19 protein-coding genes and 8 pseudogenes are annotated in these 25,711 nt (G+C 60.6%); 19 read left to right on the top strand and 8 right to left on the bottom strand.

Going from position 1 to position 25,711, the window contains the following annotated elements; genetic code table 11:
- Positions 1-121 precede the first annotated feature (121 nt).
- Genes EKH55_RS18725 through EKH55_RS18700 form a run of 6 tightly spaced genes read left to right on the top strand, consistent with a single transcriptional unit; the run spans position 122 to position 5,966 of the window.
- Positions 122-856, top strand: coding sequence for an SDR family NAD(P)-dependent oxidoreductase (locus tag EKH55_RS18725; protein WP_151612341.1), 735 nt, complete (start codon positions 122-124; stop codon positions 854-856).
- Between the two features lie 26 nt (positions 857-882).
- Entirely contained in the window at positions 883-2,025 is a 1,143-nt protein-coding gene (locus tag EKH55_RS18720; protein ID WP_151612339.1) for a Gfo/Idh/MocA family protein, read from the top strand.
- A gap of 25 nt (positions 2,026-2,050) precedes the next feature.
- Positions 2,051-3,034 (top strand): Gfo/Idh/MocA family protein, encoded by a 984-nt coding sequence (locus EKH55_RS18715; protein ID WP_151612337.1) that lies wholly within the window; start codon positions 2,051-2,053, stop codon positions 3,032-3,034.
- A gap of 32 nt (positions 3,035-3,066) precedes the next feature.
- Positions 3,067-4,194 carry a Gfo/Idh/MocA family protein gene (locus tag EKH55_RS18710; RefSeq protein ID WP_151612335.1) on the top strand — a complete coding sequence of 376 codons (1,128 nt, stop codon included), beginning with the start codon at positions 3,067-3,069 and terminating at the stop codon, positions 4,192-4,194.
- A 9-nt stretch (positions 4,195-4,203) separates the two neighbouring features.
- On the top strand, positions 4,204-5,187 hold the full coding sequence (locus tag EKH55_RS18705; protein WP_151612333.1) for a phosphoglycerate dehydrogenase: 984 nt from the start codon (positions 4,204-4,206) through the stop codon (positions 5,185-5,187).
- A gap of 2 nt (positions 5,188-5,189) precedes the next feature.
- Positions 5,190-5,966: an HpcH/HpaI aldolase family protein gene (locus EKH55_RS18700; RefSeq protein WP_151612331.1), complete on the top strand. Its 777-nt coding sequence runs from the start codon at positions 5,190-5,192 to the stop codon at positions 5,964-5,966.
- 317 nt (positions 5,967-6,283) lie between these two features.
- Here the strand turns inward: EKH55_RS18700 and EKH55_RS18695 are convergent, their stop codons facing one another.
- Positions 6,284-6,733, bottom strand: coding sequence for a pyridoxal-dependent decarboxylase (locus EKH55_RS18695; protein ID WP_151612329.1), 450 nt, complete (start codon positions 6,731-6,733; stop codon positions 6,284-6,286).
- A gap of 140 nt (positions 6,734-6,873) precedes the next feature.
- Here EKH55_RS18695 and EKH55_RS18690 point away from each other — a divergent pair.
- Positions 6,874-8,209: pseudogene (locus EKH55_RS18690) on the top strand (ISKra4 family transposase).
- A 98-nt stretch (positions 8,210-8,307) separates the two neighbouring features.
- Here EKH55_RS18690 and EKH55_RS18685 read toward each other — a convergent pair.
- Positions 8,308-10,146 carry a PHA/PHB synthase family protein gene (locus EKH55_RS18685; protein WP_151612327.1) on the bottom strand — a complete coding sequence of 613 codons (1,839 nt, stop codon included), beginning with the start codon at positions 10,144-10,146 and terminating at the stop codon, positions 8,308-8,310.
- Positions 10,147-10,299: 153 nt separating this feature from the next.
- Between EKH55_RS18685 and EKH55_RS30290 the strand changes: the two are divergent.
- From EKH55_RS30290 to EKH55_RS18660, 5 genes and pseudogenes are all read left to right on the top strand, one after another.
- Positions 10,300-10,626, top strand: a pseudogene (locus EKH55_RS30290) (extracellular catalytic domain type 1 short-chain-length polyhydroxyalkanoate depolymerase); the annotation flags it as partial.
- Between the two features lie 594 nt (positions 10,627-11,220).
- Positions 11,221-11,328 (top strand): annotated as a pseudogene (locus EKH55_RS29790) (3'-5' exonuclease); the annotation flags it as partial.
- Positions 11,329-11,457: 129 nt separating this feature from the next.
- Positions 11,458-12,056, top strand: a pseudogene (locus EKH55_RS18670) (hypothetical protein).
- Between the two features lie 357 nt (positions 12,057-12,413).
- Entirely contained in the window at positions 12,414-12,869 is a 456-nt protein-coding gene (locus EKH55_RS18665; protein WP_151612325.1) for a transposase, read from the top strand.
- Between the two features lie 241 nt (positions 12,870-13,110).
- Positions 13,111-13,722 carry a hypothetical protein gene (locus EKH55_RS18660; RefSeq protein WP_151612323.1) on the top strand — a complete coding sequence of 204 codons (612 nt, stop codon included), beginning with the start codon at positions 13,111-13,113 and terminating at the stop codon, positions 13,720-13,722.
- Between the two features lie 116 nt (positions 13,723-13,838).
- Here EKH55_RS18660 and EKH55_RS18655 read toward each other — a convergent pair whose 3' ends face one another.
- The 3 genes and pseudogenes from EKH55_RS18655 to EKH55_RS18645 form a co-directional block, all read right to left on the bottom strand.
- Positions 13,839-14,714 (bottom strand): PGN_0703 family putative restriction endonuclease, encoded by an 876-nt coding sequence (locus EKH55_RS18655; protein WP_192803870.1) that lies wholly within the window; start codon positions 14,712-14,714, stop codon positions 13,839-13,841.
- A 143-nt stretch (positions 14,715-14,857) separates the two neighbouring features.
- Positions 14,858-15,340: pseudogene (locus tag EKH55_RS18650) on the bottom strand (DUF2726 domain-containing protein); the annotation flags it as partial.
- A 12-nt stretch (positions 15,341-15,352) separates the two neighbouring features.
- Positions 15,353-15,904 (bottom strand): annotated as a pseudogene (locus tag EKH55_RS18645) (IS21 family transposase); the annotation flags it as partial.
- 1,018 nt (positions 15,905-16,922) lie between these two features.
- On the opposite strand from EKH55_RS18645, the gene EKH55_RS18635 reads away from it, so the two are divergent.
- On the top strand, positions 16,923-17,693 hold the full coding sequence (locus EKH55_RS18635) for a helix-turn-helix transcriptional regulator (protein ID WP_151612317.1): 771 nt from the start codon (positions 16,923-16,925) through the stop codon (positions 17,691-17,693).
- Positions 17,694-17,697: 4 nt separating this feature from the next.
- On the opposite strand, the gene EKH55_RS18630 is transcribed toward EKH55_RS18635, so the two are convergent.
- The gene (locus EKH55_RS18630; protein ID WP_151612315.1) at positions 17,698-18,297 is read right to left on the bottom strand and encodes a recombinase family protein; all 600 of its coding nucleotides are present in this window, start codon (positions 18,295-18,297) and stop codon (positions 17,698-17,700) included.
- Between the two features lie 197 nt (positions 18,298-18,494).
- On the opposite strand from EKH55_RS18630, the gene EKH55_RS18625 reads away from it, so the two are divergent.
- On the top strand, positions 18,495-18,905 hold the full coding sequence (locus tag EKH55_RS18625) for a helix-turn-helix domain-containing protein (RefSeq protein WP_151612313.1): 411 nt from the start codon (positions 18,495-18,497) through the stop codon (positions 18,903-18,905).
- Positions 18,906-19,015: 110 nt separating this feature from the next.
- Here the strand turns inward: EKH55_RS18625 and EKH55_RS18620 are convergent, their stop codons facing one another.
- Complete coding sequence (locus tag EKH55_RS18620; protein ID WP_246231915.1) at positions 19,016-20,128, bottom strand: AraC family transcriptional regulator; 1,113 nt, start codon at positions 20,126-20,128, stop codon at positions 19,016-19,018.
- A gap of 75 nt (positions 20,129-20,203) precedes the next feature.
- Between EKH55_RS18620 and EKH55_RS18615 the strand changes: the two genes are divergently transcribed.
- Together EKH55_RS18615 and EKH55_RS18610 are read left to right on the top strand one after the other, a co-directional pair.
- A complete protein-coding gene (locus EKH55_RS18615; protein ID WP_151612312.1) occupies positions 20,204-20,998 on the top strand; it encodes a class I SAM-dependent methyltransferase in 795 nt (264 codons plus the stop codon).
- A 209-nt stretch (positions 20,999-21,207) separates the two neighbouring features.
- Positions 21,208-21,714 (top strand): annotated as a pseudogene (locus EKH55_RS18610) (ISNCY family transposase); the annotation flags it as partial.
- 83 nt (positions 21,715-21,797) lie between these two features.
- Here EKH55_RS18610 and EKH55_RS18605 read toward each other — a convergent pair.
- A pseudogene (locus tag EKH55_RS18605) lies at positions 21,798-21,875 on the bottom strand (integrase); the annotation flags it as partial.
- Between the two features lie 729 nt (positions 21,876-22,604).
- On the opposite strand from EKH55_RS18605, the gene EKH55_RS18595 reads away from it, so the two are divergent.
- The 3 genes from EKH55_RS18595 to EKH55_RS18585 all read left to right on the top strand — a co-directional run bounded on the left by EKH55_RS18595 (position 22,605) and on the right by EKH55_RS18585 (position 25,675).
- Positions 22,605-22,922, top strand: coding sequence for a hypothetical protein (locus EKH55_RS18595; protein ID WP_151612309.1), 318 nt, complete (start codon positions 22,605-22,607; stop codon positions 22,920-22,922).
- Between the two features lie 164 nt (positions 22,923-23,086).
- On the top strand, positions 23,087-24,484 hold the full coding sequence (locus EKH55_RS18590; protein ID WP_151612307.1) for a radical SAM/SPASM domain-containing protein: 1,398 nt from the start codon (positions 23,087-23,089) through the stop codon (positions 24,482-24,484).
- Between the two features lie 3 nt (positions 24,485-24,487).
- Complete coding sequence (locus EKH55_RS18585; RefSeq protein ID WP_151612305.1) at positions 24,488-25,675, top strand: JmjC domain-containing protein; 1,188 nt, start codon at positions 24,488-24,490, stop codon at positions 25,673-25,675.
- The last annotated feature ends 36 nt before the right edge of the window (positions 25,676-25,711 follow it).

The raw sequence follows: 25,711 nt of genomic DNA, 5'->3' as shown, positions 1-25,711 counted from the left end.
TTTTCACTTAAACGAAATTGCAAAGCTATGCAAAGACAAAAGTTTCCGATATATCCCGGATTATCGTGGGGAATTGCCCAGTTGAATCGGCGATTATCAAAGGAGAAGGCATAAGCAAGCTATGCAACGATTTGCAAACAAGGTCGCGCTGATTACCGGCGCGTCGACCGGCATCGGCCTGGAAACCATCAAGCGAATCCGGGACGAGGGAGGAACGGTTTTTGCCGCGCACCGGCGCGGGAAAATTGACATCGAGAGCGTCGCCTCCGTCAGTCTCGATGTGACGGACGAGGAGAACTGGGCACGGGCCATCGCTGAGGTCGTCGCGGCCGCCGGTCGCCTCGACATCCTCGTCAACAATGCTGGCGCGCGTGAAAGCGGCGCCGTCGAGGAGACCAGTCTGGAGCAGTGGCATCGGCTCATCGATACGAACCTGACCAGCATCTTCCTGGGCTGTCGGGCCGCCGTGCCCGCGATCCGCCAGGCGGGCGGGGGAGCGATCGTCAATGTCGGCTCCATCACCGGAATCCGCGGAACGGAGAACATGGTCGCATACAGCGCGTCGAAGAGCGGCGTGACCTCCATGACCTCCTCGCTCGCGCTCGATCTCGCCCGCGACAATATTCGCGTGAACGCCGTCTGCCCGGCGGCGATCCGCACGCGGATGGTGACGAACTGGCTGGACGCCGCCGAGGATACGGACGCGGCCGAGGCCGTCGTCCTCGCGAAACACCCGATGGGCCGCATTGGCCGGCCGGACGAGGTCGCAAGCGTTATCGCCTTTCTGGCAAGTGACGATGCTTCCTTCATGACGGGGATGTCCATTCCCGTCGATGGCGGCAGAAGCATTCGTTGAAAACAAGACATTCGAGGGGGATTCCCATGGAGAAAATTCGTTTCGGCATCGTCGGCTCCGGCTACATGGCCAAGCTGCACAGCTTGGCGCTCAGAAACATCGGCGCCTATCTTTGGCCCAAGCTGCCGCGCATTGAGATGGTCCGTATGGCCGATATCGTGCCGCATGCGGCGAAGGAGGGGGCTGAGCGCTGGGGCTGGCAGAGCCATACGAGCGATTGGAAAGAGGTGACACGTGCCGATGACATCGACGTGGTCATCATCATTACGCCCAACGACAGCCATGCGGAAATCGCCATCGATGCCTTCGCCCATGGCAAGCACGTCTTCTGTGAGAAGCCATTGTCCAATACCGTGGCCGAGGCCGAACGGATGACGGAAGCCGCCAAGGCTTCGGGCAAGGTGAACCTCGTCAATTTCTCCTACCGCACCTGGCCGGGGATCGAGCTTGCGCGCCAACTCATCCGCGAAGGCGAACTCGGCGACCTCCTACATTTCGAGGGGCACTTCTTCCAGGACTACGCGGCCGATCCTGCCCTGCCGTTCTCCTGGCGCTTCGACAAGCCGGTTTCCGGGGGCGGCGCCTTTGGCGATATCGGCTCCCATATCATGGATATCGCCTGCGCCCTTATGGGATCCGTCAAATCCGTCACTGCCAAGACACGCCGTCTCTATGAAAAGCGTCCCGTCAAGGGGCCGGACGCCAAGCAGGTCACCGTCGACGACCTGACCGCCTCGCTGGTCCAGTTCTCGAACGGCGCGCTCGGCTCGGTCCACGCTTCATGGGCCGCGACCGGCCATAAATCCGATCTCAGCTTCTCGGTCACGGGTACGAAGGGTGCGCTCTCCTTCAGCTGGGAGCGCAACAACGAACTTCATTTCTTCAGCGCCGACGATGCCCAGCGCGTCGGCGGCTTCCGTCGCATCATGCTCGGCGGCATTCACCCGGAGGCGGACCCGTTCTGGTATGCGCAAGGCCAGGGGCTCGGCTATGGTGAAGCCTTCGTCGTCACTGCCCGCCGCGCCATCGAGGCGGTTATCAACGCGAATGCCAATGCCGCGCCGAACTTCGCTCAGGCACTGCACATTAACCGCGTCATCGCCGGCGCCTTCCAGGCGGCGGAAGAAGACCGGTGGGTGGAGATCGAGAAAACGGCGGCGTTCGACTGAGTTCCTATAGTTTCGAGATCATGTCATGGCACAATACAAAGTCGTCATCATCGGGTCGGGCCGGATTGCCGACGTTCACGCGCTCTCCGTCGCCCGCAACCCCGGTTTGCAGCTCGTGGGCTTCGTGGATCCGTTCGGGGGAAGCCATTTCGGTGAAAAATGGTCTATCCCGGGATACGTGACGCTCGCCGGCGCCGTCGATGCCTGCAAGCCAGATGCGCTGGTGATCGGCTCGCCGACCGAAACCCACGTTTCCTATGTGCTGGAGGCCTGCCGCTTCGGTCTGCCGACGCTCTGCGAAAAGCCCGTGGCTTTTTCGCGGGAGCCGATCCTGGAGGCGATCTACGCCGTCGCGAGCAGCGATATCCCTGTGGTCTTGGGCTTCCACCGCAGGTTCGATGCTAACCGGCAGGAGGTCCACTCGCGCGTCAGGGCAGGAGATATCGGCAGGGTGGAGCATATCCTCCAGCTCAGCCGCGATCCCCGCCTTGCCGCCCGCTCCGAGGTCCTGCACCAGGGCAATATCGTCGCCGACATGGTTGTCCATGACCTTGACGAGCTGAACTGGCTGATGGGCGGTCTTCCCGAGCGCGCCTATACCCGGCTGGACCGCAACGCTGACCCGACGCTAGCCGAGATCGGCGATTTCGACACCGCCAACATCATCCTGTCATGGAAGGGCGGGGCTGTTGCCCATGTCTCGGCGACGCGGCGCGCGGCACATGCCTTCGAGCAGCGGCTGGAAGTGTTCGGCGGCGAGGGCCGGATCATCTGTGAGGACCCGCGCATCAGCCCGGTGATTTTCGACGGCGCGAAGGACACGCGCATCGCGCGTCGCTTCGAGCATTTCTGGGACCGTTACCGGCCCGCCTATCAGGCCGAGATAGACCATCTTGGCGACATTCTCGCGAAGGGTGCCGCACCACTTTGCACACTGGAGGACGGGCTTCGAGCCTATGATCTCGTCGAGATCGTCCTCTCCTCGGTTCAGGAAGCCGATAGGATCTGAGCCGAATCTCGATACATCATATGGAGGAATTTATGACGGAGAAAAATACAGTCGGAGTCGGCATGATCGGCCACGCCTTCATGGGAAAGACCCATTCCATCGGCTACCGGGACATTCCCGTGATCGCGCCACTCGACGTGCCGCGCCCGCGCCTGAAGGCAATCTACGGCCGCGACACCGCCAAGTTGGAGGAAGCGCGCGAACGTTACGGCTGGGAGCGTGCCGTTTCCGACTGGCGCGAGATTATCGACGACCCGGATATTCAACTGGTCGACAATGTCGGGCCCAACTCCATTCACGTCGAGCCTATCATTGCCGCCGCGCGCGCCGGCAAGCATGTTTATTGCGAAAAGCCGCTGGCGCCCGATGCCGCTCAGTCCTTCGAGATGTGGAAGGTGGCACACGAGGCGGGTGTGAAACACATGTGCGCCTTCAACTATCGCTTCTTCCCGGCCTTGCAGCTCGCTCGCCAAATGATCCAGGATGGCGCACTCGGCGAGATTTATCATTTCCGCTCGAATTTCCTCGTTTCCTCCTCTCTTTCCGAAAACCGTGTGAAGGGCTGGCGCGACGACAAGACGCTCGCCGGCTCCGGAGCGCTCGGCGATCTCGGCTCGCACCATATCGACATCTCCCGCTTCCTGCTGTCCTCCGATCCGGTCCGCGCGACGGCCGTGACGGGGATCGCGGTGGGCAAGGCCGGCGATGAGCAGCGCATAGAGACCGACGATCTCTTCGCGGCCCTCCTGACCTACGAGAACGGCGCGCTCGGCGTGCTCGAAGCCTCCCGCGTCGCCGGCGGCAACATGGTGACCAGCCGCATCGAGGTCGACGGATCGCGCGGCTCCATTCGCTTCTCGATGCAGAACCTCAACGAACTAGAATACGCCGGCACGGACAAGGCATGGCGGCGGATCAACGTGCTGCGCGACGGCGATCCCTACCAGAAGAACTGGCTGCCGCCGGGACACCCGCTGGGCTGGGTCGACACCTTCAGTCACGAGGCCATGCACATGCTCGCCGCCATCGGCGGCTTGGGCGAGATCGCGCCGATCGGCGCCACATTCCGCGATGGCTACTATTGCGCGGAAATCGTCGACGCCATCGTCCGCTCCGCCGCCGAAGGCGCGAGCGCGAACATTTCCTATCGAAAGCTGTGAGGACCGGGCATGGCAAGGGTATTCGTAAGCTGGCCGGGCTATAGCCCGGCCGACGAGGACACCGGGGCGCGCCTGATCGCGGCCGGCCACGAGCTCGTGTTGCAGCCGAAGATAGGCAACCGGACCGCGGAAGAGCTGGCAACACTGCTGGAGGACTGCGACGCGGCCATCGTCAGCACCGACCCCTTCACCCGCGAGGTGCTGGCGGGCGACAGGAACCTCAAGGTCATCGCGCGCGTCGGCGTCGGTACCGATTCCATCGACCACGACGCTGCGCGGGAATTCGGCGTCGGCATTTCCATCACACCCGGCATGAATGCTGAAACGGTGGCGGACCAGGCGCTGGCCATGATCCTCGGCCTTATGCGCCGCGTGGTGACCCAGGACCAGGCTGTGAAGGCTGGCCGCTGGGACCGGGTGGGGGAGGCGACGCCGACCGAGCTTTACCGCAAGACCGTCGGCCTGATCGGCGCGGGCATCATCGGCAAGGCCGTTATCCGCCGTCTCCTCGGCTTCGGCGTGCGCGTCATCTATTTCGATGCGATGGTCGAGAGCGTCGATGGCGCGGAGCGATGCGGTTCATTGGAGGAGTTGCTGGCGAACTCAGACATCGTTTCGCTGCATGCGCCGCTCCTGGCGGATACCCGAGAGCTGATGAACGCCGAACGTATCGCTCTCATGCCGAAGGGATCCTATCTGGTCAATACGTCGAGGGGCGGCCTTGTCCACCAGCCCTCGCTGTTTGCCGCACTTCGCTCCGGCCATCTCGCTGGTGCCGCCCTTGATGTCTTCGAGGTCGAGCCGCCCGGCGCTGAGGCGTTGGCGGACGTGCCGAACCTCATCGCGTCGGCCCATATCGGAGGGATCAGCAAGGAGTCGATCGCGCGCATGACCCGCTCCGCGACGACATCCGTGCTCAGCGTGCTGAACGGGGAAATCCCTGACACGGTGATCAATCCCGAGGCTCTGCGCGTCCGTTTGGCAGGAGCCTGACCATGGAGAGGACCCGGGCCTTCAAGGAAAGAACACGCGCGCGAGAACGCACCATCGGGACATGGATCAAGACGCCGTCGAGGATCGTCACGGAGGTTCTGTCGGGTTCCGTCCTCGACGTGCTGTGCCTTGATGCCGAGCACGCGCCGTTCGACAAGATGGATCTTGACGGCGCGATCCTGTCGGCGCGGGCGCAGGACATGCCGGTCCTCGTGCGCGTGCAGGCGCCCACCGTCCCGGAAATCTTGAACGCGCTCGACCTCGGCGCGACGGGCGTGGTTATCCCGCATGTCTACGACATCGCCAAGACAATGAAACTCGTCTCGTCCTGCCTATACGCGCCCGGAGGACGGGGCTATGCGGGTTCGACCCGCGCGGCTGGCTATACACGAGTCAAGATGGCGGACCACATCAAGGCTTCGAACAGTCTCACAACGATTATAGCTCAGATCGAGGACGCCGAAGCCCTTGCCGTCCTTGATGACCTCATGGCAATCGATGAAATCGACTGCTTCTTCATCGGCCGGGCCGACCTCGCGGTTGCCCTCGGCGCTACCTCGGCTGCTGCCCCGGAGGTTATTGAGGCTTCGAAACGAATTTGCGACGCCGCGTCTCGGCGCGGTAAGGCCGTCGGCATGTTTGTACCGGACTTGGCCGAGATTCCTCGCTGGAACGAACTCGGCGTTTCGCTCTACCTCTTGGAGTCCGACCAGGTCTTCCTGCTAAATGGCGCGTCCCATCTAAAGGAAGCGGTCTGCCGGGCGAGCGAACTACAGTAGACTGTATATCCGAGGTTCATGCGAAGTTGAACTTGAGAGCTTTTCTGAAAAGGAAACTTCTGGAGCCGAAGCAATAGCTTGCAACCCTCAGATTGCATTATGAGATCGATCCGCCATTGGAGGAATCATACGGTCTGTCCTAACTGACGATCAATGATGGAGTTTCGAATGCAACACTGGCTGGACAGGTTGACAGATCTCGCCGCAATCCCTGGCCCGGGTTGGAATCACCACGCGGTCGGCGGCTGCCGCTACTTCTCTGGGTTCCGAAGCCTCGAGATTGCGACGAGTACCTTCTCCGGAAGGAGCCATCGGTATCATGACTGTGCAACCTCCCTGCCAAGCCGCAGTATCTCGGAGACGAGGAGAGTGAGGTCTTCCGGACGGGTGCGATGGTTGCAGATCGCCGCCCGCAGGCAATGCCGCCCGCGGATCGTCGTGTCGGAGAGCGCGGCGGCACCCGTCTCCTGCAGGCGCAGCATGATTTCGACATTGGTCTCATTCAGCCTCTCCTCGTCCTTGCCTTCGGAGGCGTAGCGGAAACAGACGATGTTGATCTCTGGCTCCGCGATGAGTTCCAGCGGCGGGTGCGAGGGGACGAGATCGGCGAGAAAGGCGGCTTGTGCGACGTTCTGGTCGATCAACCGACCGAACTTCTTAACCCCGTGTTCCATCAGCGCCATCCACACTTTCAGCGCCCCGAAGCCGCGGCTGGTCTGCAGGCCGAATTCGTGGAGCCATTGGCCGGAGGCGATGCCGCGCGACATGCCCTTCTAGTTTTGCACTTAATCATGAGACGCGCGTCGCAACGATTTCAACGAGGGGAGCGGGAAAAAGGTGGGGGTAAGAATCTTCGGGTAATCGAGGCCTTTTCGGAAGGGGCACTCGTTTGACAGCGCAATTGAGGATGAACGTCTGGGTCGAGCGTGTCGGGGTCGATGGCGTTCCGCAACGTCGGGAAATCGCAATCGTCGAACGGATTGTCGGTGGAGCGAGCCTGAACGATTTCGGCCTCTCCTTGGCGGAAGGAAAGGCGATACAGCGCCGTCTGCAGGAGGAGCTGACACAGTTTCAGACGGATCAGGCCGGCCAGCGGGATCGGAAATGTCACGACTGCAACCGTCTTCGCGGGGTTCATGATTATAGATCTCGTAGGGTTCATTCACTCTTCGGCCTTTGTGCGCGTGCCTCGGTTGCGCAGCTGCGCATGCGGAAAGACGACAAGATCGGGCATCGGAAGCATCGAGACTCTGTTGAATGGCAGAGCAACGCCGGAATTGGAGCGAATCCAGGCCGAACTTGGCTCGCGGCTGTCGTTTCGAGAAGCTGCCCGTGTGCTTGATCTCTTTGTGCCAGCCGCGCGACCACATAATCATCGGACCGTCAGCAACCGGCTCGCCAAGGTCGCCGATCAGATTGAAAGATGGGACCTCGCAAGCCCCTATCGCATCAGCCGAACCAGCGAATCCGCCGTTTCCGTTTTCATTGATGGCGCCTACATTCGCGCTGTTCCTGGATATCAAAGCCGGCATTTCGAGATCGCGATGGGACGCGTTGTTTCACAGGGTCGGCCACCGCGTCGGTTCGCGGCTGCGCCGAATGTGGCCACCGGCAAGCACGATGTCGTTCGTGCGGCGATGCGAGCGCTAGGATGGCTGCCTGGCCGCGATGTTACTGTCTTCAGCGACGGAGAAATTGGGCTGCAAAGTATCGTGCTCAGCGCAACACGCCAGCCCGTAACGCATATTCTTGACTGGTTCCATCTGTCGATGCGGCTCCGGCACATCGAACAGGCCTGGGAAAGAATCAAGCATGTCCACGATTTGAGCATCTACCTTCGGGACGTCGCGGTTCATGTGCCGAGGTTTCGGCATCTCCTTTGGAGCGGATACGTCAGGGAGGCAACCAGAGCCGTGAAGCATATGCTCTACCAGCTGGACCAGCACGCTTGGCCGCGACACGCCAGCAACAAGCTCAAGCGCCTGTACGAACTGGTCAGAAATCTTCGCACCTATCTGATCCAGAACAAGGCTTCGATTGTCGACTACTGCCAACGATATTGGTCAGGTCAGCCGATATCGAGTTCTCCGGCCGAAAGTGCCGCCAACAGCCTCGTCAATGCCCGCATGAATAAGAAGCGTCAGATGCGCTGGTCTCCGATTGGCGCTCACCGGGTTCTTCAGGTCCGAGCCGCGGTTGCCGACGGCCGCCTCAAACAAGCCAAGCTTACCCTTGCGGCTTGACCCCCCACCTTTTCCCGCTCCCGGTCGCAACTGCGGCCGAGCGACTAAGCTTCGGTTGCCTTTAGGCGGTACCGTCCACCACCACCTGAAAAATAGCTTTATCGCTGATGCACATAAGTGCCGGGCGCATCATCGATCGGCGGATAGCCATCCTTGGCAGCGCCGATGTCCGGGGGTGCCACCCGTTCCGGCGCGGAATGGCTGGCGAGCCAATCGACCCAATCCGGCCACCATGAGCCGTCCTTCGATAAGGCTGCTGCGGCCCATTCCTCCGCACTGACACCAGAATCGATCTCGCGCGTCAATGCGATGTGAAAACGTCTGCCGGGATGGTCTGGTTCGGAGACGATGCCGGCGTTGTGGCCCCCGCTTGTCAACACAAAGGTGACGTCGGTATCGGTGAGATAATGTATCTTGTAGACCGAGTGCCAAGGTGCGACATGATCTCGCTCCGTCCCGACGACGAACATGGGAACGCGGATGTTCTGAAGGTGAGCCGGGCGCCCGTCAACGATGAAACGGCCGGAGGCAAGTTCGTTGTCGAGATAGAGGCGCTGCAGATATTCCGCGTGCATCCTGTAGGGCATATGGGTCGGGTCGGCATTCCACGCCATGAGATCGCTCATGGCGGTGCGCTCACCGATCAGATAGTCGTGGACGAGGCGTGACCACACGAGATCGTTGGTGCGCAGCAGTTGAAATGCGCCCGCCATCTGATCTGCGGAGAGACAGCCACTGCTCCACATCATGCTCTCGAGATAGTGCATCTGGCTATGGTCGATAAAGCGCGCCAGTTCACCAGGTTCGGAGAAGTCCGTCTGCGCGGCAAACAGCGTAACGGATGCCAATCGCTTGTCCTCGGCGCGCGCCATGGCGGCCGCCGCGATCGCCACAAGCGTCCCTCCTAGGCAGTAGCCCGTTGCATGGATCTTGCGTTCAGGAACAATGGCGCTGACGGCATCGAGTGCGGCCATGATTCCCAGCCGCCGATAATCGTCGAGAGTGAGGTCGCGGTCCTTCGCGGTCGGATTGCGCCAGGAAAGGCAAAATACGGTGTGGCCTCGCGACACGAGATAGCGGACGAGCGAATTATGCGGTGAAAGGTCGAGGATGTAGTATTTCATGATCCAGGCCGGCACGATCAGGATCGGCTCGGCCAGGACGTTCTCCGTCGCGGAATTATACTGGATCAGCTCGATCAGGTGGTTTCGGTAGACGACCTTTCCGGGCGTCGCCGCGATATCTCGTCCTACGCGGAACGCTTCGGTCCCGACCGGGGGCTGCCTCATGGCCAGCCGGCCGGCGTCTTCGAGCCAGTTGCGGATTCCCTGCGCGAAGTTCGCCCCGCCCGTCTCCATTGCCTTGTGGATTACTTCCGGGTTGGCGAAAGGAATGTTGGACGGGGAGAACATGTCCAGCAGCTGACGTGCCGTGAAGGAGACGACGTCCTCGTGGTGCGGTGTCATGCCGGGGACGTTGCGCGTAACATTGTGCCACCACTGCTGGTACAACAAGAACGCCTGAGCCCAGACCGTGTAGGGTTGCTTTTGCCAGCCCTCCGCGCGAAACCGGTTGTCTCCCGGCGGTGCCTGAATGCAGGGCGGCGCGTCCGGACGCGTGGCGGCTTCAGCCATGTAAGTCAGTAGCTGGCCCCAGTTCCGCGCTGCCTTGTCGGCAAGTTCCATGCGCTTGCCCGGAGCCGATGCGAGGTGGATCGACCAGTCGAAGAAGGCGAGAGCCAATGCGGCAGGTGAAAGACCTCCCGTCGCCATTGCACTCAGAGCCTCACGCATCCGATCGATCGCTCGGAATGCTTCGCTCCCCAAGTCCTCGTCCTCGTTCGGCAACGGCGATTGAGCCGCTATCGAGACGGCCGAGCCTGCTTGCGTCGGGCGGTCTGCAGCCAAGACTGGTCTGTCACGCGTCAACGTGTCCATCTCGAAACTCCGTTCAGACTTGCCGCCGCACTCGTTGATGCCGATTAATGCCCGATCGCCGACGGGAAAGTGTCCTCGAACGGAGCAGTAGACGGAACGTTTTACTATTTATAATGGTGCGCTGCTTCTCAGGTCTGTGCAAGTCAGCCTTTCGGGCACAAAAGGCTGGCCTGGCGCGACCGATCCGGCAGGGACGCGATCGACCTTTACCTCATAGAGGGCATTGGCCATGGGACACCACACGACGTAGCATCGGGTTACGGACACGCCGCGCCTTACATGCTGGACGCAGGAATCTCCTCTACCCTCTATATGGCCCGCTCGTGGGGCCTGACCCCGTCGATCCAGGGTCGGCGGGCAAGAGCTGACTACACCAGGTCCCGCCCGACCAGACATGCAGCCGGCCGATCACAGCCGGATCGACAAGGAGACATTCAGGCGGTGATCGAAAGGGCACTGCGTTCGGCAGGACTGTGCAAGGACGGGCAGCAACGCCTTCAGCCGCTTCGGACGGGCGGATCGGACGAGGATCCGACTGCCGATTTTTTGCCATGTGGCGCCAGTGGTCTGGCTCGGCCATTATTTTTCCTCCTGTCTTGCTGCAGAAGTGTCGCCTCGCCATCGAAAACGGTCAACTCCAACCTTGCACAACCCATCATCTATCGATTGACTGGGTCGCGTCCCCACAGGTGGTGTGGTTAGGTGGTAGCGAAGCCGCTCGCGAGCGACCCTCGAGCGCGCCGTAGCCAGAGAGCGGTGCCGGAGGCTCGGTGTGTCTTTTCAACAGATTTTACGGGCATTTTGGCTTGTGTGTCCGGTTCTGCCGACCTCATTCGCATTGCCAGAGTCACCCTCGGTTTCTATCCTGACGCATGATCCGCACCTTAGTGGTGCGCCCGAAGCCTGAGGACACTGGAGGCCGATGACATCTCAGCTGGATATGTTTTCCTCGCCGCCTGAGCCAGGGGATGACGTCGTCGTAAAGCTGCGAGGACCCTTGAAGCTGCGGCGGCAGACGCAACTCGATGACGAGGGTATGGCCCGGCTTTTGGAGGAGAGCGGCAGCTATCGCAGGAGCAGCTCGCCGCGGAGCTCGCTTTCCTGAGGTCAGAGATCTACCGGTGGGAAGAGGCCGACCCACCGGTCAAAAGGCTGACGGCGTTTGATCGGTACAGAGCTTGATAGGCCGCACAGGCCGCGGCAGGCAGGTTTGCGCTGGCTCCTTCCCGCGGCGGTGTTGCAGTCTCAAAAGGTGTGAGAAAGCAACCGCTGCAGCAGGATCGTAGGCCGGCACGCTCAAGGTGGGACACTATGAAGACACCGTGGAAATTCATTGCCCGATTGACATCGCGGCGACCACCGGCGGAAGCGCAAGGGAGTTCGATCGGGGATGACAACGAACCCAAGGATCTCGAGAGAGAAGTGGATTCGTCCACGCATCCAGCCAGTTCGACGGTAGCTGCCAGTCCACTTGCCCACGATGAGGACGGCTCGGCTGATCAAGGGTCGCTCGCATCGGATAAGGCGAAAGGTCATGGCGATGCCGCGCATGCGTTGAAATCGCTGATCGATGCTGAAGGGGCCCGAACAACTGCGCGAGACGAAGCCGGCCAATCGGATGACGAGGCGAAGTCGTTGATTCCGGAAACCCAGCGAGCGCAAAGTCGCAGAGCAAACCGCGGCTGAAGCGTCGAGGACGTGAAAAGAGAGCCGATGCCCGCGTGGCTGGAAGGAGCGCCGTCGCCCCAAAGCATCAAAGCTCGCAGCCCTCATCTTCACGTGACGTGTTCTACCAGGAAGTGGGAACACTCGATGAAGAAATCAAAATGCTGAGGACCCAATTGGCTGAAAAGCTTCATCTGCAGAACGTTCAGCTAAAGAAGATGCTTGGGCGGTTCGACATTTCGTGAGCTTGGTGGCGTTCCCAATAAACGCGCACTTGCGCCGTCCTTGCTTGGCGGCGAAGCCCGTCGCCGACGCCTTAGCCGTGACGGGCGTGATTTCGAGAAGGCGGTAACCCGCGGTATCATAATCGTGCTCGAGCCGAACCTGCGCCAATCTGTAGGGGTCGCCACGATCGTCAACTTGGGGGATCGTGGGCAGGGCGGCGTTTATTCCAGGTGAGCGTTGGGAGCCTTTCACCGTCGCAGTCAAGCTCTGGGCCCAGCCCAGGCCTCAACGTTCCGTGAAGCAGGACTCTCATGGTTGTGTTGACTCTGTGGAACACTCAGCCGAAAACAGGCGATGACTAAAGGAGGGAATTGCTGATGGCTGACGAGAGTAATGCGGGACCGGTTGCTGCGGCTGTAGCGACGGAAGCAGAAGTGAAAGCACCAATGGCTAAGAAGCGGAGGTCGTCACAGCCTCAGAAGGCGGCTTCCGAACCAGTTCAATCAAAGACGTCGGCCGCTAAACGCAGGGGCTATACCGAGCAAGAGAAAAGCGAGAAGCTCAAGCTGATCGCGACGCGAGTCACCGGAGGCAACACTCTCAAGGATGCTATCAAGAGCGCCGGCATTTCAGAGCAAACCTACTACCATTGGAAAGGCGCTGCGAAACCTGTCGAGCAAAAGGACACGAAGAGCACCAAACCCCTACCGGCCGGCGATGAGTTGGCAGATCTTGTCCAGCTCGAAGAGGAAAACCGGAGACTCCGCAAGCTGCTGGCGGAGAAGCTGCGAGCGGAAAATGCCGAACTGCGCAAGAGGCTCGGTCTCGACTAGTCCGGGTTGCGCGGGGCGACCCTTTCTTCGGCGTCCTTCGTGTTAGCCACAAGCTGATCTTTGCTCCCCATTGGCATTGTCGCGGCAAACGAAGCGCTGCCGTTCCCCGCCTCTTGCCGGGTGAACGGCGCGCCAGGGCGAGCAGTTGAAGCGCGCGAGGAGGGGCTGTATTGGTGCGCCAGTAGGAATGCAGCGGCGCCAAATCGGCGTAGAATTTTTCACGCTTTGGGATCGAAAGTAGATGAAGACGCCACAACGGAGATTCGTTGTCGAATTCAAGTCGGGACGACGACTGCCAAAAGCCCAGACGAACTCAATCTGGGGAGACACAGATCTCAAGGCTTTGGCCCGCGAAGTGGAAGATACGGCGCCGCATCTGTTCAATTCAAATGAACCACCTGGAACGCCCGACCCGGGTGAAACCAAGCCGGCTGATCCGATCAATGCAGAGTCTGTCTACGATCGCGCCGACGATGTCGACGTTGCGCGAGCAGCGACAGCATTTACCAACGGCGCAGAGGTCGAAATCCCGAAGCCCCACGAGGCCGATCATCCGGCCGAAGTGAATGGCCAAGGACAGAAGAGCCAACCGGCATCGCAGCCTCGAACGACATCTACCGGCACTCCTCGAAAGCGCGCCAAGCGTGCCGCCGCCCAGGCGATCGCGTACGACTCGAAGGCTCGGCACGAGGATCGAAAGGCGCAGAGCGGGACTGTAGAAAATCCCATCTCCCTCGACGAGCTTGCCGCCCTGGATGCAGACAACAAACGCCTCAAGAGGTTGCTGGCTGAACAGCTTCTTGCACAGAACCTTTGGTTCAAGGCGATGCTTGAACGATTTGATGTCGAATAGCGAGGTGGCACCACTGGTGTCTGGCCAAGAAACCCGCTGAGGCGCAATGTCCGCGGTAGCCAAGCCATGCGGAACGTGGAGGTGGGCACTTGGAGTGTACTGACACTGCGCGCCCGCTAGTTGGCGGTGGTGGCACTATCAAAGCGCAGTGAAGCCTTCGCGATCTTTTGTTCGACCCATGCAGCAAGGTCGTTCCAAAGCTGCTGATCCAGGCCAACGTGGCACGCCATGGCGATGATCTCCTGATAGGAGATTGGCGTGATTGTGGCTTGACCGCCGAGGCTCGGATCAAGCAGGCCGCGTCTCGCCTTCCGTGCCGTCGGAAAACTCGGGTGGTCGGCGAAGGCGCCAACGGCGGCGGCTTTGAGGTTCCAGTGCTCGCCGATCGCAGCCGCCAGCACCACGTTGCGCATCCATTGATACGCGTCGCCGGCAAAAGGGCAGGGTGCGTAGTTGGCCGCCGGGTCGAGTGCGAAGACCTTTGGGATATAGTCCCAGTAGCGGATCCCCTTGCCTGCAAGGGTGCACCGGGAACGCACGCCGCTGCCGGGGTTGGCCTGCTCGATGTAGTTGCCATTGCACTGCGGCTGCCTGGTGCGTGACCCGCTGGCCTGGCTGCATTTCCCGCCCGGCTCGGTGAATTTGCATTCGATGATCAGTGCCGCCTTTGACCCAATCGCAAGGGCGTCGACTTGGGTCGGCCGCGGTTCGCCCAACAGTCGGTCGGTATCGGTCCACTCGAGAGCTATCGACCAGGGGCCGCCAGGTGATACACCCACATGCCGGGCGATGGCATCGAGGACGCGATCGCGGTCAATGCTCATCTTGAGCGTGCCGAACACATCGATGGCGATGGCTTGCGACGAATGGACCTTGTGGGCCTGGATTTTGTTAGTTCGGTCACGATGCCAGGGGAAGGTAAGCCAGTCGCCGATCGCTTCATGACTGGCCGGAAACAGGTTCTCCCGAACCGCCGCGAAATCCAATGTCATGTTGGAGGCAACCGGCGATTCAGGCATCAATCAGTCCCTCGATCCGCATTCGCGCGTCGGGCAGGCCCGATCGCGCCGGTCTCCGTGGCGGCTTCGGTGCGGGCAGAGCGGCGGTGCACCAGCTGAGTTGGCGGGGCAGGGCGCTAGCTGACATTCGGCTTGTCCACGAGCTTTTCAACCAATCGCCTGAGCTCGGAGGGAGTCGTTTGGCCGGCCACGACCTCGTGATAGCCGATCCCGGCGCGTCGGAGTGCCTCCTTCTTGACGGCATCGCGCGCGGCCGCGGCGCCCTGATGATGCGCGCCGCCCTGGTACTCGATGGCATGCCGTGGCTGGCAGTCACCGTCGACCAGCAGCAGGTCGACCCGCTTCGAGTTGATGCAACGGTAGGCGTCGGCATCCTTGCTGCGGAGCACCTCGCCCAACGAAACCTGCGCCATCACCTGCCAGGCAGGATTGCAACCGATTACGATGCGGTCGAGCGCCTTGAACACCCGCGCCTCGCTCTTGTTGAGGAGCGGCTGAATGGTGAAACTGGAGCCCATGACGATGCGCAGCTGGTCAGCCGCGTCGAATTGCTTCGGCGGTTCCGGGGCAGGCGTCGGAAGCCACGGCCCCACGGCGACGCTCGCCCTATTGCCTTCGGCCAGCGCCACGAAGCTTTCGCCACCGAGGACGACGTGGGCGTGTTCGAAGCCGGAATAGGCGAGCCGGAAGTGATAAAGCAGGTGATCGAGCGGCTGGCCTGCGATCGTGATCCCCAGTTCGTTCATGTTGGTGAAGTCGGAAAGCCCCAGTCGGCCAGGCTCATGAACCTGGCGAAAGATGACTTCCTGCTCGTCGCCATTGATGGCCCGCCAGGCACGGATCCGCCGTTCCATTGTCCGGCGAACGCCTTCGCTGAGGTCGGGATGGCGGCGCAACATCTCCTCGAAGACGGCGACTGGGCGAATGCCAGGTGCCGCCTTCAGCAGCGGCGCGACCTCGGCATCGAAGATGTCGGCGAGTGGATCGGGACGCCGACGGCCGCGCGGCTTCTTCACTTGTGATGGCAGTTGCGCGTTCTTCTCGATGCGATAGGCCGTTGCTCTGCTGAGCGACGCCTTCGCGGCGGCGACCTCAACCCTGTGCTCTTGTCGTAACTTCATGAAAAGCCTCATCTGATGATCGGTTATGTGACGACCTGGCACAAAGGTGGTTCCCCGTTCTTCGAAGAACCCAAGGTACCGGTCGAACCGCAATCACCAGATGAATCGGCGCGCCAGCAGCGGTAGAACTCCGTTCGGGCTACGCCCTCTCTGCGTTCCACCGCTGCTGCCGAGTCTCATCTTGATTGACGCTTCGTCTCATCTTGGTTGTCGCGCTGCAAACAAACAGAACGGCGATGAGAAGGTGAGGCTTCTCGATCAGCGCAAGAACGTCGGCAGGGCTCACGCTCATGCCGCCGGCAGACCCGACCGCGAGCGCGCCGATCACCAGTCCAGGTGCCGTGAAAAGCAGCGACCTCTTTTGCGGGCGATAGTGCATGGCCCCCTCTCCGCCATTTCGCGCGCGGATTGTAAACGCCTGGGCGCAGTGGCCGAAAGCTACACAAAAGAGTTAGCGGCCGGCCTTTGGCGCGCCGGAGGTCTCGGCTGGACACCGGGGTGGTGGGCGGCGGCGCCCTGGGAGGCTGCTCAACGGACGTCCCAATTTGCGAAGACGGCCGACCACGCAAGTGAACCTCTCGTTCGTTTCAGCCACCAGACGGCTGGAGAACCGTCGCGCTGGGCCGCTTGCGTCGGACCTCCTCGTCCTTCCCGCCTCCTGACTGGGACCGGGTCCGCCGGTGCAACCCCGGTCCCAGGCTCCTTTCGTTGCCGTTCCTTGGTTTCTCGCCTTACTGCCGGACGGCGCCTTGCCGTCAATGGCCTGCCCGCGCCGGCGCTGTACCCTGTTTGACGCCGATCTGAGCTAGTCCATTTTGAGTAGAAATGAACGGCGCGATAATTATCGGGACTGCGCGATAATGACAATGGCGTTCGTTGGTCGTATTGATAGAGCATAAGTGGAGCCAAGTATTGAGTGACCGCTTAGCTATTTTTGTCCACGCTGGATCATCAAATTAAGCATTTTTCGCAAATTATCTACGCAATGCTTTAGGTAGAAAATTAACACAGTAAGGCAGCGACACAGAGCCAGCAAAAAAGGAATGCCAAGGAGGGACAAATGTACCGCACGAACTCGACCATCGGCAATTTTGAAGATAACAACAGGGCATTGCCGAAGAAAAGCAAGATTGTAATGCTCGCGAAGACCGACCTGTTCGCCGAATGTCTGACGCAGGCGATCAGCACGCGTTTTCAAGATCAAGACATAGTAAGCCTTTCCGATGCCGACGGTCTCCTGGGCGGCAATCTTGTCGACGTAAGCCTGGTCATGCTCTACCGCCTGCCGACGGCAGCATTTCCATCGATCATGAGGACGATCCACGAGTTCCATCCGAAGGCCGCGATCGGCCTGATGGTGCAGAATGCGGACGAGCTCGACTCGTCAATCGCGGGATTTGTCGATGAAGGGTTGGTTCACGGCGTGCTGCCCCTTAATCTCAATCTCGACGTATGCCTTGCCGCCATCGATCTCTTGATGAAGGGCGGCGAGCATTTTCCCGCCGCTTTGCTTCGGCGCGTAGCGCCGAGAGGTCTCGCAGGGGGAGGCCCTGACGCGCGAAAACAATCGTGTTCGGAAAACACCGATTTGGAACGCGAGGCCGACTTTGGCCAAGGCCGCCTGACGATGCGCGAGACCCAGATTCTCGATCTCATCTGCGTGGGCACGCAGAACAAGATCATCGCCGATCGTCTCAAGCTTTCCGAAAACACCGTCAGGGTGCATGCCCGCAACATCTACAAGAAGATGAACGTGCGCAACCGGACGGAGGCGGCGTCGCGCTACTTCCGGAGCGACGCTAGACTCACTGCGCCTCGCACACCGTGCTAAGCACTCATCCACCTTGTTCGGAACCGAATTTTTTTCCGCCCCGGTCACCAAGGCGTCGATAAAGCGTACGGACGTTGATCCCTGTTAGGCGCGCCACCTCGCTGGACGAGAGCTTTGGATCAGCCCACAGCTTCTCTGCCTCGGCTAAGGCTTCCGCTCCGAATCTCTCTGGCGCGCCACCTACTTTTCCGGACGTAACCCTTGCCCGGCGCATTTTTGCTGCGATCTCTCTGCGGTTCTCGCCTTCAGCACGACGTGCGAACTCGATCACCTTCGCAGCGTCAGGGTGCCAGATGACGGTTTCGCCGGTTTCGGCATCGAAGAGTGCAGCCCTTTGGTCGCCTATTGCCTTCATTGCATCCAGCACGTCGCCAGTGGATGTGCCAAGACGCGAAGCGCTTGCGACCACCAGTTCGTCACCCGCTTCCAGGCTGCGGATCGCCTCAAGCCGCTGCGGCAGCGTCGGCTGGTTGTGTTTAGGGATCACGTCAACATAGACCGGCCCGTACTCCGAGAAATCGTCGATGCCAGCACTCGCTAGTGCCTTTTGCTGATCCTCAAGAGAAGGCCCAGCCTTTGACAGACGAATGTATCCGCGCCTCATTTCAAAAACACATCCTATGACATAACTTTTTCGATTGACGCCATGACAGAGGTTATGTCATAGGGCAATCAAAAGTAGTTTCAGGAATCATCGCGTACAACCATTACGGACATCGCGATGAACAGGCAAGACGGTTCACCGGCTTCCGTCGAGAACGACATCCCCACCCCAAATGACCGGCTTCAAAAGAGGTAACGATGCTCGATCAGCCTAAGCAGAAGACTCCGCATGCCATCGATGTCCATGTTGGCAGTCGCATTCGCCTGCAGCGCGTTCTAATGGGGATGAGCCAATCTGCCCTGGCGGAGGGGCTCGGCGTCACATTTCAGCAAGTCCAGAAATACGAGAAGGGCACCAATCGCGTTGGGTCGAGCCGGTTGCAGGCCATAGCGAATATCCTTGGCGTGCCCGTTGCCTTCTTCTTCCAACAGGGGCCGGATGTATCGGCACAACCGCAAAAAGACGGCAGTGAGGAAAGCGAAGAAATCGCTCAGTTTTTAACCTCGTCCGAGGGCATAGCTCTCAACCGGTCTTTCACAAAAATAAAGGACGCCCGTGTCCGACGGACATTTGTCCGCTTGGTCGAGGCGCTGGCGAATTCCGGATGAGGCCGAGCGGGTGGAAAGTTCGCGTTGCCGACATTGATCGGAAGGCAAAGGAGGGCATGGTCTCCAGGGCGGACGGTCGAGAGACTGCGGCGGAAGTCCGAGCGGCATTCTCAGGCGCGGCGGGATGCAGCGGCATTTCCCCGCGATGCGGCGGGTGAGATGCCCACGGTCCTCTTGAACGCCCGGCTGAAGGCCGCTTCGGATTCGTAGCCGATTTCACGGCCCACCGCTGCCACCTTCATCGAGCTGTCGGCAAGAAGGCGCGCGGCGATCTGCATACGCCAGAGCGTCAGATACTGCATCGGCGCGTGGCCGACGAGATGGGTGAAGCGTGCCGCCAGCGCTGCGCGCGACATGCAGGTACGGCTCGCTAGTTCGTTGAGCGTCCACGGATACGCGGGTTGCTCGTGGAGCATCACCAGAACCTTGCCGATCCAAGGGTCGCGCAAACCTGAAAGCCAGCCCGTCTCGTGGGCTGGCAGGGTCTCCAAGTACCGGCGCATCACCTCGACGAAAACCAGTTCGCTCAATCTCAGCCGGATGGACTCGCCGCCGAGTCGCGGCCGACGCGCCTCGGCAAGCGTCAGATCGATGAGGCGGCTCAAGAGATCCTCGCTCCCATTGCAAGGCCGCTTGATCTGCAAGAGGGGCGGCAGAGTGGAGAGCACGGGATTGAACGGCTGCATGTCGCATCCGAGGAAACCGCAGACAAATTCGCTGCGAGGCTCGCCGCCGCCGCCTTCCCTGGTCACGAACGGCAGCCTGCCCCCCGCCATGTCTCGGAGAAAGTGCATCGTCGCTTCGACGTCGAATTCCGGCGGCTGGCCGGGTTCGCTGAGCATCGAATAAGGATCGCCATGCGGAAGCACCAGCACATCGCCCGCCTCGAACCAGGTGGATGCGACGCCGCGGATGCTGGCCCAGCCCGCGCCCTTCAGGATAATGTGGTACGAGACGATATGTTGCGCGCGCGGTAGGACGATGGAGGAGAACGCTTCCGCACGCGGCACCTCTACGCCCCAAGGAAAAGACGCATCCACCAGGAAAAAGAGCGCCCCCGTCAGCCTGACGGCGCGCAGGACATCGGAAAGCGGATCCGTGCCCCGCGTCGCGCATGCGGCGGGCGGCTGCATCGTGGCCGAAGCGTCGATCGACCGCCCCGCATCACGCACCATGGACGATGCGACAAGCGACAAAGACGTATGGTCATGGGCCTGCGCCATTCCGCAGCATAGCCTGTGTGCGCTGGCATATCTACCGAATGTGCCGGAGATGGAAGACGAGGGCGGAGAAGGACAATGATGACGCTTGAGGAAGAGCGCAGTCCGGCCGAGATCTACGATGCCCATTTCGTACCGGCGCTGTTCGTCCAATGGGGACCGGTCGTCGCCGCCGAAGCCGCGGTGCAAAAGGGCGATCGGGTGCTTGACGTGGCCTGCGGCACCGGCGCTCTTGCGCTCGCCGCAGCGGCGATCGCCGGCCCATCGGGTTCCGTGGTCGGGCTTGATGCCAATCCGGACATGCTGGCGGTTGCGCGTCGTAAGCCCGGACAGATCGAATGGCTGGAAGGAAAAGCCGAGGCGCTGCCTTTTCCGGACAATGGCTTCGACGTCGTCGTGAGCCAGTTCGGCTTCATGTTCTTCGAGGACAAGTCGAAGGCACTCGCCGAGATGATGCGAGTCCTGAGGCCGGGCGGGCGGTTGGCGGTCGCCGTGTGCCATGCGGTTGAGAACTCGCCGGGTTACCACGCCTTTGCCCTGTTGCTCGATCGGCTGTTCGGGAAGGCGGTGGGAGACGCCTTCCGCGCACCCTTCAGTCTCGGCGATGTTGGGCGGCTGCAAGAAATCTGCAGGCAAGCGGGTCTTATGGGAGCGGAGATCGTGCAACGCAACGGAAAAGTCCGCTTCAAATCGATCGATGCGCTGGTGTCGACGGAACGCGCTTGCGTGTGGACGCTCGGTGGCGTGCTGACTGACCAACAGTTCGAGGTGCTTCTGAAGGAGTCGGAGACGGCGCTCAGGCCCTTTGTGATCAATGGCGGCAAGATCGAGTTCGACATGCCGTCGCTTATCATAAAGGCATGGAAATCCTAGTCGTCTATGGTGAAAGAGGCCGTGTCGCTTGGGTTGGCGGCCGTGACCCTTCCCAAAAAAGCTGCCGTCTGGCGAAATCGCGGGGTCGTATCTTCGATACTTCGGACGCTTTGTGTTGTTCGCCACACGATGCAGGCGTAGGATTTTGCGGGCTGCTCCCGGCGTTCGCCTGGGGCGGTCAATCAAACGGGAGATTTGCCATGAAAACCCTCGCGCTTGAGGTCCGTGGCAAATTGCTGGCGATGAGCGCGGCCACGATCGACAGGACGTTGGGACCGATCCGAGAGGGTTTGGGACGTTCACGACGGCGGCCGGCGGCGCACGCCCTGCGACGGAGCATTCCCATTAGGACGTCGGCGGATTGGGACGATCCGGCGCCAGGCTTCGTTGAGGCGGATCTCGTCGCCCATTGCGGCCCTTCGGCTCGCGGCAGCTTCATCCAAACCCTTGTGCTCACCGACATCGCGACCGGCTGGACGGAATGTGCGCCGCTGCTGGTTCGCGAGCAGACGCTATTGAGCAGTGTCCTCACAGAATTGCGCAAGCAACTGCCCTTCGCGCTTCTCGGCCTGGATACGGACAACGACACGGTCTTCATGAACGAGACGCTGAAGGCCTATTGTGACGCCGCCAACATCGTCTTCACGCGCTGCCGCCCCTACCGCAAGAACGACCAGGCCTTTGTCGAGCAGAAGAATGGCGCCGTGGTGCGCAGGGGGTGCGATGAAACGATCGCTTACGTAGGGCTTCTGCGTCGCGTTCCGGCGACTTAGACGATTAGCCTCGCCACTCTGCCCTATTACGTGCTCGCCGCCTGCGTGACCAGCTTGTGCAACGACTGCTGCATCGCCTCGGGCAGCGGAATACCGCAATTTGCCCCCCTCGGACGGATTTCGTGCCTGGCATGGTGTGAGTGCTCGATCGTGCGGTCGGACCGCACCTGCCCTCGAATTAGCGATCCTGAGTGTGCTCATGCTCATCGGAGCTTGAGCGCTGTCTACGGGGCAGGTGACTTTCCGCCTGCGGAGCGCGGATGGCATGCCGCTCTCTGCCGGATCCGTCCGTGGGCTGCAGCAGCTGGCGAAATTCATCCCGTTTCCCGTGGATCGATGCAAAGCTTCGATCGTCTCCGGCACTGCATCCAAATACAAACAACGCGCCGGCGTGGATCAAACCTATCGCGGGTGGCAGATTGCTGCCCTTTGGAGTACTTGCCGGATCGCGAGCCAACGGTGGAGGTGGACTCCTGACACCAGCCGTCTTGCAAGTGGATCTTTCGGCTTCATTCTTGCTCCGGCCCCTTGGGCAACGGTGAGCACGCGGTCGGCAAAGTCCCAAGCGTAGAGATCGAACTCGGTCTTCCAACCTAGCTGCCATGTACCCTTGTTGAGCGCCGGGGAAAACGCAGTGGCCCGGAGCGACCGAACTGACCGCTGTTCTCAGGTGCGCAACGCCAGATCTTTTGCGTCCTAATAGGCGTCGCCAAGAAAAGTTCTGAAAATGACGCAGGGCTAACGCTCGACTGTCGGCGCTATAACACTGGCTGTCGCATGGTCCCTCCCGCTCACCCTCGTTCGGTGAGGACAAAAGGAAGAGGAGAAAGATCATGCCAGTTGAAACCGAAAAGAAAGAACGTGTCCGCGCCCTGCTAAAAAAGGCCAATATCGAGATCGGTGCCGCCCTTACCCGTGTCGATTCGATGGGTCCCTATGAGCTTGCCGAGGTCGCCGGTGCAGCGGAAGCCACACGTGCGTTCTTCGACAAGAACAACGTTTGCGCGACCCCCGAGGTCGGCGGGATTGCCTCGCTGGAAAGCGCCCGGGCCTTTTTCGACAAGAATAACGTCTGTGGCGCTCCGGATATCGGCTCCGACGCAGAGAAGGGGCTTGCCCTGATCAACGCCTTGCGCGGCGCGATCCGCTAACGCAGCCCGTTTAACGGCTGCACTCCCACCGCCTTGCCTCCCGGGCGGTGGGCTCCCTGAACCATCGGGACGATTGGATTTTCCTGTCTGAGGGCCCGATCGTTTCGATCCGTCGAGTATGCGGCAGGCCCGGAAAGGCCGATGCCGAGACATCGGAGGATGTGATGACTGTCCATTCCGCGCAAAGCGATCAGCCGGGCCTTGCCCTCTCGCGATACGTCGTCGCCAGCGAAGCATTTGTCGAACGTGGAAGCGAACGCGTGCATCGGCTGGTGCTCGCCACCCGGTCAGGCAGGATTTTCAGGTTCGACGCCACACTCTGGGAAGACTTGTGTAAGGGTAGGTTCAGCAGAGTTCCGGCCCCTGCGATAGAGCGCCTTATAGAGGCGAATCTGCTGGTCGGTGACAGGACGGGCGAGCTCGCCGAGGTCTTGAGGGAGAACGATGCTGCCATTTCAAAAACGACCCGCCTCTATCAGGTCATCCAGCCCTCGGCCTTCTGCCAGCTCGGCTGTACTTACTGCGGTCAGACGCATTCGCGGCGGCGGCTCGATGAGGCGAATCAGAAACGTATTCTCGAGCGTATCGAGCGGAAACTCAGGAACAGGCGCTATGACCTCCTTCATGTCGGCTGGTTCGGCGCAGAACCCCTTGCTGGCCTTGCCTCGCTTCGCGCCTTAAGCCCCTGCCTGAAAGAGATCGCATCCCGTCACGGCGCCGACTATTCCGCCCATATCGTCACGAACGGCGTCAAGCTTGATGTTGCGACGGCCCGTGAACTTGCCACCGAGCACAATGTACAAAGCGCCGAAATCACGCTCGACGGACCGGCGCGAGAGCATGACGCGCGCCGGTTCTTCAAGACCGGCGGGCCGTCGTTCGATCGGATTCTTGCCAATCTCATCGATGTCGCTCGTCAGCCGGATTTGCCGCTGGCGCTGAGGATCCGCTGCAACGTCGATGCGCGCAACGCCCACAGCGTCGAGCAACTGATCGACGTCCTTGCCGACGCCGGCCTCGCGGGCCGGATCAATGTCTATTTCGCACCCATCCACGACTGGGGCAACGCAGCCTCGGACCTAGCGCTGGCACCGGAGACCTATGCCCGAAACGAGCTTGATTGGACCGTCTATGCAATGTCCCGCGGCTTCTCCATGGGGCTTTTGCCGACAAGAAAGAAAATCGTCTGCATGGCTGTTCAGCCCGATAGCGAAGTCATCGATGCCTATGGAAATATCTTTAACTGCACCGAAACTCCTTATGTCGATGCCTATGGCTCACCGAACCGTCACCGAATCGGAACCTTGCAGCACGATGACGTGAACCGATCGGTCAACCGGTTCGGAGTCTTCAACGCAGACGTAGCCGACGGCAGTTATGGCTGTTCGAAATGTCCGATGCTGCCCGTTTGCGGAGGCGCCTGTCCCAAGAGCTGGAACGAGGGGCAGGCGGCCTGTCCGTCCTTCAAGCACAATATGCCCGATCGCCTGCTGGTGGCCCATGCCCTAAGCAAGCTGGTCGATTCCCTGGAAGAACTGGAATGCAGTGAGGAAGGAGTATGAAATATGGACCAGTTAAACCAACATGCGCTTGCGTCCTTGCTCCTTGGCGACACGCCACTGGAGACGTTCTGGACGGAGAACTGGAATAGGTGCACTCACCTTGTAACCGGCCGCGGTTCCGGCACATTCAACGGCTGCGTAACCCTTTCCGAACTGGAAAATGTGATTTCCAATACGCGGCTGCCGCTTGGCAATTTCGATATGGCGCATGATCAGAAACCGCTGGACAAGAGCGCGTATTGCGAAAACGGGCTGGTATCGCCACGACGCGTCTACGATCTACATGGGAAAGGCGTGACGATCATCCTGCGGGCTGCGCATTACTGGCTACCCGGCCTCAATCGGCTGCGAGTTGCCGCAGAGAAGCTGTTTGGCTGCCCCGTTCAGGCCAATGTCTACCTGACGCCACCCGACAACCAAAGCACTCCGCCGCACTGGGACACGCATGACCTCTTTGTGCTGCAGATTGCCGGCTCCAAACGTTGGCCCCTCTTCGCCAACATGAACAATCCGCGCCCGCTCGGGGGTGAACGTTTTCGTCCGGGAGTGGATCCGGTCGGCGCAATGACGCAATTAGCCGAACTGAGCCCCGGCGATTGCCTTTACTTGCCGCGCGGCGAAATTCATGCACCAGTCTCAATTGCCTACTCGGTTCACGTCGCGCTTGGCGTTTCGTCCTATCGCTGGATCGACATTGTTCACTCTGCATTGCAGCAGATACTGCCTCCAGACAGCATCCTCCGAGAGCCGGTTCTGCCGTCTGCCATGTCGTGTGATCTCCCAATGCAGGTACGATCCGTGTGCAAGGCCATGAAGCAATTGGCCAACGAGAAGGCCCTCTCTACAATCGCCCGGATCATGGTTTCGTCCCATGGTGATGAAGACGTGCTGCCTGCCCCCGGGCGGCTTCGCGAAATTGTCGAGCGCGGCGCTTGCTTGGGTTTCCACGACAAGCTCAAAAAGGTGGCGGGCAGTCATTTGCAAATCGCGCAACGCGATAACCGAGCCTATCTCGTTATTGGCGAAAAGACGGCGTCATTCCCGGCTAACCAGCGGAATGGCTTGCAGTGGTTGGCCGAGAAACCAACCGTGACACCCGCTGATCTTGCCGAGAAGATGGGCTTGGACGAGGAGACGGGCCTCGCTGTAGCGCAAACATTGGTCGAGGAAGGCTTGCTCTGCCGTGCCTGACATCCTCGCTGATCTCAGTTGGCGCCCCGCGATTGA

This window comes from Sinorhizobium alkalisoli, from assembly GCF_008932245.1.
GTDB classification, from domain to species: Bacteria; Pseudomonadota; Alphaproteobacteria; order Rhizobiales; family Rhizobiaceae; genus Sinorhizobium; species Sinorhizobium alkalisoli.
This window is presented reverse-complemented; position numbering and strand designations above follow the sequence as displayed.

Coding starts and splice junctions, on each gene's coding strand:
- EKH55_RS18725 (WP_151612341.1), top strand. CDS start 122: ATGCAACGATTTGCAAACAAGGTCGCGCTGATTACCGGCGCGTCGACC.
- EKH55_RS18720 (WP_151612339.1), top strand. CDS start 883: ATGGAGAAAATTCGTTTCGGCATCGTCGGCTCCGGCTACATGGCCAAG.
- EKH55_RS18715 (WP_151612337.1), top strand. CDS start 2,051: ATGGCACAATACAAAGTCGTCATCATCGGGTCGGGCCGGATTGCCGAC.
- EKH55_RS18710 (WP_151612335.1), top strand. CDS start 3,067: ATGACGGAGAAAAATACAGTCGGAGTCGGCATGATCGGCCACGCCTTC.
- EKH55_RS18705 (WP_151612333.1), top strand. CDS start 4,204: ATGGCAAGGGTATTCGTAAGCTGGCCGGGCTATAGCCCGGCCGACGAG.
- EKH55_RS18700 (WP_151612331.1), top strand. CDS start 5,190: ATGGAGAGGACCCGGGCCTTCAAGGAAAGAACACGCGCGCGAGAACGC.
- EKH55_RS18695 (WP_151612329.1), bottom strand. CDS start 6,733: ATGTCGCGCGGCATCGCCTCCGGCCAATGGCTCCACGAATTCGGCCTG.
- EKH55_RS18685 (WP_151612327.1), bottom strand. CDS start 10,146: ATGGACACGTTGACGCGTGACAGACCAGTCTTGGCTGCAGACCGCCCG.
- EKH55_RS18665 (WP_151612325.1), top strand. CDS start 12,414: ATGGCTGACGAGAGTAATGCGGGACCGGTTGCTGCGGCTGTAGCGACG.
- EKH55_RS18660 (WP_151612323.1), top strand. CDS start 13,111: ATGAAGACGCCACAACGGAGATTCGTTGTCGAATTCAAGTCGGGACGA.
- EKH55_RS18655 (WP_192803870.1), bottom strand. CDS start 14,714: ATGACATTGGATTTCGCGGCGGTTCGGGAGAACCTGTTTCCGGCCAGT.
- EKH55_RS18635 (WP_151612317.1), top strand. CDS start 16,923: ATGTACCGCACGAACTCGACCATCGGCAATTTTGAAGATAACAACAGG.
- EKH55_RS18630 (WP_151612315.1), bottom strand. CDS start 18,297: ATGAGGCGCGGATACATTCGTCTGTCAAAGGCTGGGCCTTCTCTTGAG.
- EKH55_RS18625 (WP_151612313.1), top strand. CDS start 18,495: ATGCTCGATCAGCCTAAGCAGAAGACTCCGCATGCCATCGATGTCCAT.
- EKH55_RS18620 (WP_246231915.1), bottom strand. CDS start 20,128: ATGGCGCAGGCCCATGACCATACGTCTTTGTCGCTTGTCGCATCGTCC.
- EKH55_RS18615 (WP_151612312.1), top strand. CDS start 20,204: ATGATGACGCTTGAGGAAGAGCGCAGTCCGGCCGAGATCTACGATGCC.
- EKH55_RS18595 (WP_151612309.1), top strand. CDS start 22,605: ATGCCAGTTGAAACCGAAAAGAAAGAACGTGTCCGCGCCCTGCTAAAA.
- EKH55_RS18590 (WP_151612307.1), top strand. CDS start 23,087: ATGACTGTCCATTCCGCGCAAAGCGATCAGCCGGGCCTTGCCCTCTCG.
- EKH55_RS18585 (WP_151612305.1), top strand. CDS start 24,488: ATGGACCAGTTAAACCAACATGCGCTTGCGTCCTTGCTCCTTGGCGAC.